Origin of the sequence: Accumulibacter sp., from assembly GCF_036625275.1 — a bacterium.
In the GTDB taxonomy this organism is placed as follows: domain Bacteria; phylum Pseudomonadota; class Gammaproteobacteria; order Burkholderiales; family Rhodocyclaceae; genus Accumulibacter.
Genome location: NZ_JAZKUD010000111.1, coordinates 1 through 10,802 on the forward strand (window position 1 = coordinate 1; position 10,802 = coordinate 10,802).

Annotated in this window: 8 protein-coding genes and 3 pseudogenes; all 11 read right to left on the reverse strand. The window is 62.7% G+C overall.

All coding sequences use genetic code 11. From position 1 onward, the window contains the following. Positions 1 to 866: O-methyltransferase (locus V5B39_RS19950; protein WP_434735732.1), on the reverse strand; the 866-nt coding region annotated here is incomplete at its 3' end. A 48-nt stretch (positions 867 to 914) separates the two neighbouring features. Continuing rightward, positions 915 to 2,123 (reverse strand): ABC transporter ATP-binding protein, encoded by a 1,209-nt coding sequence (locus V5B39_RS19955; protein ID WP_332344591.1) that lies wholly within the window; start codon positions 2,121 to 2,123, stop codon positions 915 to 917. Then, positions 2,113 to 2,919, reverse strand: coding sequence for an ABC transporter permease (locus V5B39_RS19960; RefSeq protein WP_332344592.1), 807 nt, complete (start codon positions 2,917 to 2,919; stop codon positions 2,113 to 2,115). Before V5B39_RS19960 ends, V5B39_RS19955 begins: the two co-directional genes overlap by 11 nt. Continuing rightward, positions 2,916 to 3,992: an NAD-dependent epimerase/dehydratase family protein gene (locus V5B39_RS19965; protein WP_332344593.1), complete on the reverse strand. Its 1,077-nt coding sequence runs from the start codon at positions 3,990 to 3,992 to the stop codon at positions 2,916 to 2,918. The genes V5B39_RS19960 and V5B39_RS19965 overlap by 4 nt, the downstream gene beginning before the upstream one ends. Continuing rightward, positions 3,992 to 5,308, reverse strand: a complete 1,317-nt coding sequence (rfbH, locus tag V5B39_RS19970; RefSeq protein WP_332344594.1) for a lipopolysaccharide biosynthesis protein RfbH — start codon at positions 5,306 to 5,308, stop codon at positions 3,992 to 3,994. Before rfbH ends, V5B39_RS19965 begins: the two co-directional genes overlap by 1 nt. Beyond that, entirely contained in the window at positions 5,305 to 6,387 is a 1,083-nt protein-coding gene (gene rfbG / locus V5B39_RS19975; RefSeq protein WP_332344595.1) for a CDP-glucose 4,6-dehydratase, read from the reverse strand. Before rfbG ends, rfbH begins: the two co-directional genes overlap by 4 nt. Further along, the gene (rfbF, locus tag V5B39_RS19980; RefSeq protein ID WP_332344596.1) at positions 6,384 to 7,154 is read right to left on the reverse strand and encodes a glucose-1-phosphate cytidylyltransferase; all 771 of its coding nucleotides are present in this window, start codon (positions 7,152 to 7,154) and stop codon (positions 6,384 to 6,386) included. The genes rfbG and rfbF overlap by 4 nt, the downstream gene beginning before the upstream one ends. A gap of 171 nt (positions 7,155 to 7,325) precedes the next feature. Further along, positions 7,326 to 7,484, reverse strand: a pseudogene (locus V5B39_RS22330) (IS91 family transposase); the annotation flags it as partial. A gap of 13 nt (positions 7,485 to 7,497) precedes the next feature. Further along, entirely contained in the window at positions 7,498 to 9,075 is a 1,578-nt protein-coding gene (gene tnpC / locus V5B39_RS19985) for an IS66 family transposase (protein WP_434735733.1), read from the reverse strand. An 87-nt stretch (positions 9,076 to 9,162) separates the two neighbouring features. After that, a pseudogene (locus V5B39_RS19990) lies at positions 9,163 to 9,539 on the reverse strand (IS91 family transposase); the annotation flags it as partial. A 119-nt stretch (positions 9,540 to 9,658) separates the two neighbouring features. After that, positions 9,659 to 10,447 (reverse strand): annotated as a pseudogene (locus V5B39_RS19995) (site-specific integrase); the annotation flags it as partial. Positions 10,448 to 10,802: the final 355 nt, after the last annotated feature.

The window sequence follows — 10,802 nt, forward strand, 5'->3', positions numbered from 1 at the left end:
CGGTTGAAATAGAGTGTTCCGCTTGCGAACTGCCATCCCGCGCAACGGTGAATAGCGAAATCCGCTTCCGCGCCCGCCACCAGCAGAGGATAGTCGCGAACCACTGCATCGGCATCCAGCCATAAGACAGGTCGATCAAGGCGAAAATAGGTGTCGCGAATAAAGCGCGCCTTGTAGGCGCAATTCCGCTCCCAAGTCCCTAGCGGTGCAACTCCCTGAATATCTGCTTCCATGCCGAATAGCTCAAGCGATTCTTTCAGGTTCTTGACTTCTTGCTCATAGGATGTGCCCTCGGTGAAGAAACTGATGACAACGGGCAGTGCTCCGACCGAATAGCGGGGATGCTCATGTTCTGTGCCGCCCCACCAAAGCAATGACGCCGGGTACTCGGGACACGAACCAACGGTACCGTGAGCAACGAATAGGGCTTTCCCCGCGTCATACCATGGTCGGTGTGCGTCGTGCAGGAATACCGTGCCACGCGGGCGCAGCAGGTGGCGCGCTTGCTCCAGGCAGGCATTTCGAGCGACGCCGTCGACCAGGATTACGTCGAACTTTTCGCCTTCCATGGCGCGGATATAATCCTGTACCGGCACGGGATCTTCTTCCTCGATGGTTGCGTTTCGTCCCATGGGCGCGGATGGTGGAAAAACCAGCAGGCGGACATTGCTGCGCACGCCAAGCTTGGCTTTGATGCGTTCATGCCACGCCGCGTTATGGTCGATGCTGGTGAGCGTTGCGCCGGTGGGCAGACGGTCTGCGAACCAAAGGGACTCGTCACCCGATCCCCACACGAGGACGCGGCAGCCGGGGAAAAATGACTTCAGGATGCGCTCACGGTGTGCTGTTCCGATGAATGTTTTCATGGGCCGATTCGCAGTCTTCTAAGGGGGAAATCGTTGCATGCGCGGAAGTCAGGCAACGACCTGCCACTCGTGTGGCAGCGCGACCGACCCGATACGGTGCAATGGGTTGGACCCCGAAGCCACGACGTGTAGCGCGAGTGCATGTTCAACGAATCCGTATTGCTCGATGTAACTGCTGTCAAAGGCCGACATCGAGAAGGTGTAGTTTCCTGCAAGCAGAAGATTCGGCGCAAAAATCACGCGCACGGCATGTTCGCCGCAGGCGGTCGGTGGACACAAGGTGGCATGGTTGGACGTTTCGCCAAGCACCCGAAAGCCATCGACACACTTCAGCAGGAAGCCGATCTGCAGTCCACGCTGCAGGTCTGCGGCGAGGGTGTAGCGCATCGTTATTACAAGTGGCTGGCCCTCATGAATGATATAGAATTTAGTGTCCGCAATGTTATTCGATGTGTCACAGCACGCATCGATGAAGCGAAACAAGGGATTCAGAACCCCGGTCTTCGGTACCGGTCGCATGTCTCCCAGTAAATCTGATTCGTAGCGGGGAAGGATCTCGAAGGGATGTCCGTCCATGCGCTTGATACCCTCGGCCAGATAGATGGCCCGCTTGCACATCCTTTGTACCTGGTAGGCGTTGTGCGATACGAAAAGCATCGTAACGCCGGAATCAATGAGTTCCTGCATACGGTTCATGCATCTGACCTGGAAGGCCGTGTCGCCCACCGCTAGTGCTTCGTCGACGACCAAGATTTCCGGATCGATGCTGGTCGCGACGGCAAAGGCAAGGCGCATGGTCATCCCCGTGGAATAGGTCCTGACCGGCTGCTCAAGGTATTCGCCAATGTCGGCGAACGCTGCGATGTAGTCGAATCGCTCCTCCATCTCGCGCCGGTCGAGACCGACGATGGCGCCCTGCATGAATATGTTCTCGCGTCCGGTGAAATCGGGATGGAATCCGGAACCGAGTTCGAGCAGAGCAGAGATCCGCCCGGTGACGGTCACGGTGCCCGAGGTCGGCTGGCGAATGCCGCAGATTAGTTGCAGCAGGGTACTCTTGCCCGATCCGTTGCGACCAACGATACCGACACTTTCTCCCCGCCTGACCTCGAAGTTGATGTTGCGCAAGGCGTGGAATTCCTGGTATCGGCCAAAATGCCCTCCGGTGACGCGCGCCAGCAAGGCATGCAGCGGATGGTCATAGGCCCGGTAGATCTTGCTGGCGTCGCAAACCGAGATCACCGCTTCAGAGGACATCGGCGAATTCTTCACGGCAGCGGCTGAAGAATGCGTAACCGCTCAGGGCGCAGGCCAGGGCGATAAACAGCATCAATGCCCAGTTCGCCCAGGGGGGCGGGGTGCCGACAAGCAGGACCAGGCGCAGATCCTCGATAGCCACGGCGACCGGGTTGAATGCGTTGATTGTTCTCAGGAAGGCTGGCGCCGCGCTGCCCGGATAGAACACCGGCAGCCCGAACATCAGCAGTTGCGTGAGTACAGGCATGCCATGGCCGATGTCGCGCATGTAGGCGCCGGCGGCGGCGAGCCACCAGGCCAGTCCGAGCGTCAGGATCCAGGCGGGGAGCAGGACCAGCGGGACCAGAAGCGTGGTCGAATGAATATGCCCTGCCATCAGGGCGGCCGCGGCGAGCAGCACGACATGGGAAGTTCCGTGGACGCTGGCGGCCACCAGGCCAGAGAGCGGCAGGATCTCGATCGGAAACACCACTTTGCGCACGAAGTGCTGATTCGCCAGCAGGATTTTCGGCGCGCTGCCGATGACCTCGGCGAAGGGAACGAACACCGCGAGTCCGCAATAGATGAACAAGGCCATGTCAAATCCCGATTTCCCGGATTCTTCGCCACTCCAGCGGCCGCCGAACACCCCGCCGAATACCAGGGTGAATGCGAACAGCAGGAGCAGGGGATTGAGGAAGGACCAGCCGATGCCGAGCGCGGACCCCCGATACCTGGCCAGGACTTCGCGCTGAATCAGTTGACCAAGCAGGTAGCGGTGTTGCAGGATCGCCGGCAACGGGTTCAGCCAGCTCATGTGGACGGCCTCGCCGTGGTGGCACTGCCACGGGGTTTGCCTGAACCGAGGGAAAGCGCGTAGGCAAGACTGCGCTCGATCGCGGATTCCAGGCTGATGCCGATCGCCAGGCCAAGCTCATGTCTGGCACGAGAAACGTCCGGGACGTAGCGATCATCCATGGCATGGCCATGATTTCCTTGCCGCTCGACGGTGCAAGCTGCCAGTACCCTTTCTGCGATCAGGCTCGCAAGGCGACTCAGCACAATCGATTGGTCGCTACCGAGGTTGTATGCAATGCCGGATCTACCCCGAACGAGAATCGCCAGCAACCAGATCGCCAGGTCGGCGGCATAAAGATAGCTGCGCACCGGCGTTCCGTCGCCGTATATCCTGATCGGTCCTCCCGCGAGTGCGTCGCGAATGAAGCTGCCCGCGGCGAATTTGTCGGTCAGCGGCAGGTAGGGGCCAAGGAAGGAAAAGCCGCGGGCAATGACGCAGTCGACGCCGGACGATACGCATAGGATTTCGGAGATGCGCTTCATTTCACCATAAGCAGAGGCGGGATCGCTGGGATCAGGGCAGCCGCGGTAGCCCTCCGGGATATGGCTCAGATCAGCCGGCTGAGGACCATAGATGGCCCCCGAACTGGCGAACAGCAGGCGCTTGACGCCCTTGGTGCGAGTGAACAGCAACACCCGCTCGGTGCCGCGCAGGGTCTGCAGGATGATCGCCGTGCCACCACAGCCGACCTCTGCGGCCGAGGCGGTGGCGAAGTGGAAGACGTAGTCGAAGGACTCGTCCGGAAAGGTGAAATCCGCAGCGTCACCGACTTGCCAGGAAAACTCCCGGCGTGCCGCGAGGTGCGGCACTTCCCTGGCAAAGCGGGCCGGATCGCGGCTCAGGATCGTGGCCCGGGCCTGGGCGCCGAGCAGATCATTGCCCGCGGCGATGCTCTCGAGCAGCCATTTGCCGTAGAACCCGGTTCCGCCGGTGATGAAGAAATTCGCTCCGGCCAGGTCGCGCCAGATCTCCGTCGTGTGGCGGACGATATGTTCCCGGTCGTCACGGGATATGGGCGGCAGCCGCGTCATCAGAATCCGACTCCCAGGAATTCACCGATCTTGTCTGCGGCGTAGTCGAGCATTTCCGTGCTCAGTCCGGGATAGACGCCAATCCAGAAGCTGCGCTCGGTGATGACGTTGGCAGTCGCCAGATCGCCGCTGATGCGAAACCGGCGCCCTTGCAGGTAAGGCTGCCGTGTGACGTTTCCGGCGAATAGCAGGCGCGTGCCGATTTTGTGCTGGTCCAGGAAGCGCAGCAGGTCGACCCGGTCGCACGGCGCGTTCTCGCGCAGGGTCAGCAGGAAGCCGAACCAGGAAGGATCGCTGCCGGGTGTCGCTTCAGGCAGGATCAGGAATTCCTCGCAGGCCTGCAGGCGCGCCTTCAGGTGAGCGAAATTGTGCTGGCGCACGGCGATGAATTCGTCGAGGCGGGCCAGTTGCGCCACCCCCAGCGCCGCCTGCAGGTCGGTCATTTTCAGATTGTATCCGGCATGCGAGTAAGTGTACTTGTGGTCGTAACCACGCGGCAGGTCGCCGAGCTGCCAGTCGAAGCGCTTGCCGCAGGTGTCGTCCTTGCCCGGCGCGCAGTAGCAGTCACGGCCCCAGTCCCGGAAGGATGCAAGCGCCCGTGCCAGCAGCGGCAGGTCGGTGAAGACTGCGCCGCCCTCGCCGGTGGTGATGTGGTGGGCGGGGTAGAAGCTCAGCGTGCCGAGGTGGCCAAAGGTGCCGACACTGCGGCCGTGGAGAAGTGAGCCGAAGGCGTCGCAGCAATCCTCGATCAGCCACATGCCTTGCCGGTCGGCAAGCTCGCGCAGGGCGGCAGCCTCGAACGGATTGCCCAGCGCATGGGCCAGCATGATGGCGCGGGTGCGCGGAGAGATGGCGGCGGCAATGGCCTGCGGTGTCGGATTGTAGCCTGGCAATTCGGAATCGACGAATACCGGCACGAGGCCGTTTTGCAGGATGGGGTTGATGGTGGTGGGGAAACCCGCTGCCGCGGTGATGACCTCGTCGCCCGGCTGCAGCGCGCGTTCACCCAGTAGCGGCGAAGTGAGGGCCGAGAGTGCCAGCAGATTGGCCGAGGACCCCGAGTTGGTGCTGAGCGCCTGCTGCACGCCGATGCGTTGTGCGATCAGGCGTTCGAATTTGTCGTTGAAGCGCCCGGTGGTCAGCCAGCCGTCCAGTGCGGCATCGACCAGGTGGCGGATCTCGCTGCCGCCAATGACCTTGCCAGCGGCTGGGATCGCGCTGATGCCGGGGCGAAAGGCCGGCGGCGCCGACTGCACCTCACCGGCATGGCGCTCGACGAGTTCGAGGATCTGTCGTCGTAATTCGTCAGTGCTCATGTCACGAACGGGTTTCCTGGGTCCCGGCAATAGCGGTCGATTTGTTGTCTGGAAATGGCGTCGATGTCTGCGCCGCTCAAGTGTGCACGGTACCAGTCAACGGTCATCCGCAGGGTCGTATCGAGCGACCAGCGCGACTGCCAGCCTAGCGCCGAGATCGCTTTCGAGGCGTCGAGCCGGAGGCAGTGTGCTTCCTGTGGATGAGAGGCCTGGTCGCTGACCCAGGTCGCTTCCTCCCCCCAGAGGCTGGCCAGCTTGTCGATGACCTGTTCGACGCGGTGTTGGTCGGGCGGACCGAAGTTCCAGGCCTCGGCGAAGGCCGTTCCCTTTCTGCAGAGTTGCTCGGCCAGCAGCAGATAACCGGCCAGCGGCTCAAGGACATGCTGCCATGGGCGGATTGCCTGGGGATGACGCACAGGTAACGGACGCTGGTCCACAAAGGCGCGGATGGCGTCTGGAATCAATCGGTCCGGCGACCAGTCGCCACCACCGATGGCATTGCCGGCGCGCGCCGTCGCTATGGCAGCGCTGTGTCCGGCAGGGTCAGCCGGCTTGAAAAAGGACGAGCGATACGCGGCGGTGACGAGTTCGACACAGCTCTTGCTGCTGCTGTACGGATCGCATCCGCCGAGCGGGTCGCTTTCGCGATGGGCCTTGCCGTCGTGGTTTTCGTAACACTTGTCGCTGGTGACGATGACGACCGCCTGCACTCCGGGTACTTGGCGAACAGCTTCGAGCAGATTGACCGTGCCCATGACATTGCTGGAGTAGGTTTCGACCGGGTCAGTATAGGAGCGGAGGACCCAGGCTTGTGCGGCGAGATGAAAGACGACTTCCGGCGGGTGGTCGGTGAAGGCACGGCGCAGCCGTTCAGAATCCCTGATGTCGGCGAGAATCGACACCATCTGCCTGTCCAGGCCAGCGAGTTCGAACAGGTTGGGGTGCGTGCTCGGCGGCAGCGCATAACCGACCACTCTGGCACCCATGGATTGCAGCCACATGGCAAGCCAGCTCCCCTTGAAGCCGGTATGGCCGGTCAGCAGGACACGCCGGTCTTTCCAGAAAACAGGCTGGATCACCAGATCTTCCACGGAGCAATCCCCGATGCCCAAAGTTGTTCGAGATGATTCCTGTCCCGTAGCGTATCCATTCCCTGCCAGAAACCCTCATGTCGCCACACGGCAAGTTGGCCGGTCTGCGATAAGTGCTCGACCGGCCCGGCTTCCCACAGGCACGAGTCGCCATCGATCAGGTCGAGCACGTTGGGTTGGAGAACGAAGAATCCGCCGTTGATCCATCCGCCATCGCCCACCGGTTTTTCCCGGAAGGCAAGAACACGATCGCCAGCCATCTCAAGTGCGCCAAAACGACCGGGCGGGGTCACTGCAGTGACGGTCGCGCGGACTCCCTGCCGGCGATGGAAGTCGATTGCCCCGCTGATGTTGACGTTGCCCACGCCATCGCCATAGGTGAAACAGAAGAGTTCTTCGTTTTCGACATGCGCGCGCACGCGTCGCAGGCGCCCACCCGTTTGCGTGGCATCGCCGGTGTCGATCAGCGTGACCCGCCAGGGCTCGGCGTGTCGCTGGTGGACTTCCATCCGGTTGGTCGCCATGTCGAAGGTGACATCCGACAGGTGCAGAAAGTAATTCGCGAAGTACTCCTTGATGACGTAGCCGCGGTAGCCCAGGCAGATCACGAAGTCGTTGATCCCGTGACTGGCATAGATTTTCATGATGTGCCAAAGAATCGGCTTGCCACCGATTTCAACCATCGGTTTGGGCCGGACGATGGTTTCTTCCGCCAGCCGGGTGCCGGCACCGCCGGCAAGGATCACGGCCTTCATCAGCGGCGGGTCCGCGCCAGAAACAAGGCCGAATCAGCCAGGCTGGCGCGGTTTCGGTCGTTCGGGTTGGGTGTGTGTGGCATGGAACGAAGAATATCGCGATCTACCGACGCGTGCCAGCGGAGGACCAACGGCCATGACTTTTCCAGGCACCCCCGATCATGAAAGTCATGGCCGTTTCCCCTCCCCTCTTGCCGACAGGGCGCCACCAACCATCCGCGCCTGGAGAGGGACAGGCCGGCCGAGATCCTGCTTCCAGGGGTGCAGCACCCGCGAGAATGCCGGCACGCCACCGAGATGTCGCGGGCTGGAGGCGAACTCCAGGAGCGTAAAGATTCACCCTCTACGCAGCTACCGGGATGGCGGGGAGCGCGGGAAGTTCGAGGCCCTTGCGGGCAGCCTCGATGACGGTGCCGACATAGCGCCAGGCGCATGCCTCGCGGCGGCGGCAGGTTTCGATGACGCTGGCCAAGAGAGCAAAGGCGCGGGACCCTTCTTCGGAGCGAGTGCCGTGGCTAAGGTAGCGCGCAATCACCCCGTGCCGCAGCGGCTGTTCGGCGGCGTTGTTCGTCAGCGACAGATGGGGCTCGTCGACCGGGCGCAGGATGACCTTCCAGTCGGACAGGAATTCGCGGGCGACGCTGCCCAGCCCCTGGTGGTCATCCGCCTGGTGCGCCTCGCCTAGTTGCCGTAGCCGCTCGATGGCCGCGGCGTAGCGAATCCGCAGTCCTTCCGGCGGCGGGTCGATTCGCGCCGTGTCAATGGCGGCCATCCAGGTCTTCATCAGCCCTTCCCTCTCCTTTCCGACCTCCGCCACCCGAGCATCGCTTGATTCGGCCAGTCCCCGCAGCTTGCGCATCAGGTGCGCCCAGCAGCGCAGGCGGTTCTCCCAAGCGCGGTAGATTCGGTCGCCATCACGGATGAGGAGGCCATCAAAACCGTCTTGCAGGGCGTTTTGCAGAATTTCCGCCGTGCGGTAGCCGATGAAGAACACCACGGTGTGGGTCGTGACCAGCGCCCAGAGCCAGAGCCATTGGGCGCGTTCCCGCCACGACGTTTCATCGACGAACCATTCCGCGGCCTGCCTGACTTCGGTGACCAGGGCGTCTTCCAGCGGGTCGCTGGCGCGCCCCGCTTCGCGGATCGTCTCATCGATCACGCCGATGCTCAGCAGCAAGCCGAACAGCTCCCTTAGTCGTTCGCGAATGCGCCGCCGGGAGAGGTGCATCCGCAGCGCCAGGAAAACGATCCTCCCGGCCCATTGCGGACCCACCAGGCGCCATTCGCCCAGTCCCACCCGATCCCACAGGCTGTCGGCTGGCGCACGCCACGGCAGCGCACGGGTGGTATGCCCGCAGGGGCAGCTCACTTCGAGCCTCTGGTGACGCGTGACCCGGAAGATCAACCCGATCTGACCGTCGACGGGGGGCGCCATATTGACCTCATCCCAGGCCGGGTAGGCCTGCGACGGTGTATCCGTCGCCAGTGCCCGACCACAAGCCGCGCAGCACGCCGGCCGGTGCTCGCACGTGTCGGTCCCCATGAGCTGCTGGGTGCGGCCATGACCCGGACTGCCGGGCTGCTTGCCGGCCGTTCGGTCCGACGCCTTCGGCGGCAAGGGCGGCGGCACGTCCCGCGGGACGGTTTCTTCCGTCGAATCCGCCGTGTCCATCGCCTCCGTCGCCGCTTCCGGGACTTTCGCCGGCATCCCTTCGGCCTCTTCCTCGCCCGCGCTGGGTTTCTCCCAAGGCGCCTGGCTGGTCGGGGGCCGCGAGCTGTTGGCTGGGTTCTGATTCAGACGATCCTGCCATTCCTTGACGTCATCCCGCAGGCGGATAGACCCGTCCAGCAATCGCTCCGCTGGCAGCTTCTTCAGCCACTTGGCGTCCATTTGCAGAAGGTCGTGCTTGCCGAGGTGTATGGCGTCGGTTCGTGGTTGAGTAGCAGAATTATGACATGCAAATTACTGCTGGGGGAAATTTTTTTGGGGGGGTGAATCTTTACCCAGGAGCGTTGCCGAAACCGCCGAAAACAGGTTCTCGTCGAGCGGCTGTGGGGCCGCGGCCATCAGACCATGGAGATCATGCGGCAGCGTGAACACGAGGTGGAAGTACGGCACGGGCAGCACTTCGCGCCGCCGTGCGGCAATCCACGCCTCCTTCGCGCGGGTCTGACATTGCGGGCAATGCCGGTTGCGGCACGAATGATCGACGTGCCGCACCGTCCCGCAGTGATCGCAGGTCTCGATGTGGCCCCCCAGAATCGTGGTGCGACAGGCGAGGATCGCACGCCAGACACGGGCTGCCGCGCTCCCCAGAGACTTCATCGCGCCAGATCGGCTGGGCCGAATGTGGCCAGCACTCCGGCCAGGCCGACCGCTGGCACGGACGCCGCTCAGTCGGGATTGAGCAGTTCGAGTGGCGAGGGGGGCCGATCAGGTGGGTGTGCGCCAGATGAAAGTAGCGTGTCGTCGTGCGGACGTGACCCTGTCCCATCAGGCGCGGGATGGTATGGATATCGACGCCGGCTTCGAGCAGGTGAGTGGCGAAGGCGTGGCGCCAAGTGTAGATACCGCCGCCGTGTTCCATACCGGCGGCGCGGCGAGCCGCGTGGGACATGCGCTGGGCGGTCTGGTCGAAGAGCGGGCCGTCACCGCTGCGGTTGGGGAACAGCCAGAGCCGCGGGCGGCGAGCACGCCAGGACAGGCGCAGGGGATCGAGGAGACGCGGCGAGAGCCGCGTGTAGCGATCCTGGCCGCCCTTCCCCTGGCGGACCTTGATGCCCATCTGATCCGGCGCGCTCTCGATGTCGCCAAGTGGCAGCGCGCAAACTTCCGACAGACGCAGTCCGGCCGCGTAGGTGGTCATCCGCACCGCGCGCGAACGCAGGTCGCCGCACTGCACGAACAAGCGTTGCACCTCGTCGCGCGTGAGTACCTGCGACCGGCGTTTCGGCACCTGATTCATCAGGATGTCGAAGGCCACGGACTTCTGCCCAAGCACGGTCGCAAAGAGAAACCGGAAGGCGCAGGCCGCTGGGTTGACGCTGGTGTAGGCGAGCTTCTTCTCGGTGATCAGGGGCAACCGGGATGCCTGAATCGCCTCGGCATCCAGCGTGTCAGGCGAGAGCCAGTCATACTTGGCCAGACCCGTAACACCGGCCAGATACGATTCCTTCGTCCGCTCGGCGAGGCCCCGTCGCACCATCGCGTCGGTCATCCGCTGACGTAGTTCGGTCATCTCGTTCTCCTCATCAAGATCGGGAAAATGCCCAATCGCGATGATCGGACCCATGACGCTCAACTCGCGCAACTACGCCTTCTCAGAACGAACCCCCTTCAGAAACAACAACCCGGCGGTCGGCCTTCCCACCACCGCGCCAGCGGTTTAGTTCAACCCGGAAAATGAGTGGAAACGCGGGCAATCCAGTGAGAAAGTTCGGGATAGGGAGACAGGATTCCCCTCCGGCAAAAAGCTCCGTTCTAGCCTCTCTCTTATTCTAGTGCGCGTTCAAGTTGATACTAACAATCCAAGGCCAGGCAGTGAGGCTCCGGATGCCAGCTCTATTTGCTGCAAACCTCGGCAGACCGTGCTCAAGCTGCCGGCGAACCGATTCAAGATCATTGAATACTCGATGGGGGAATTCTTT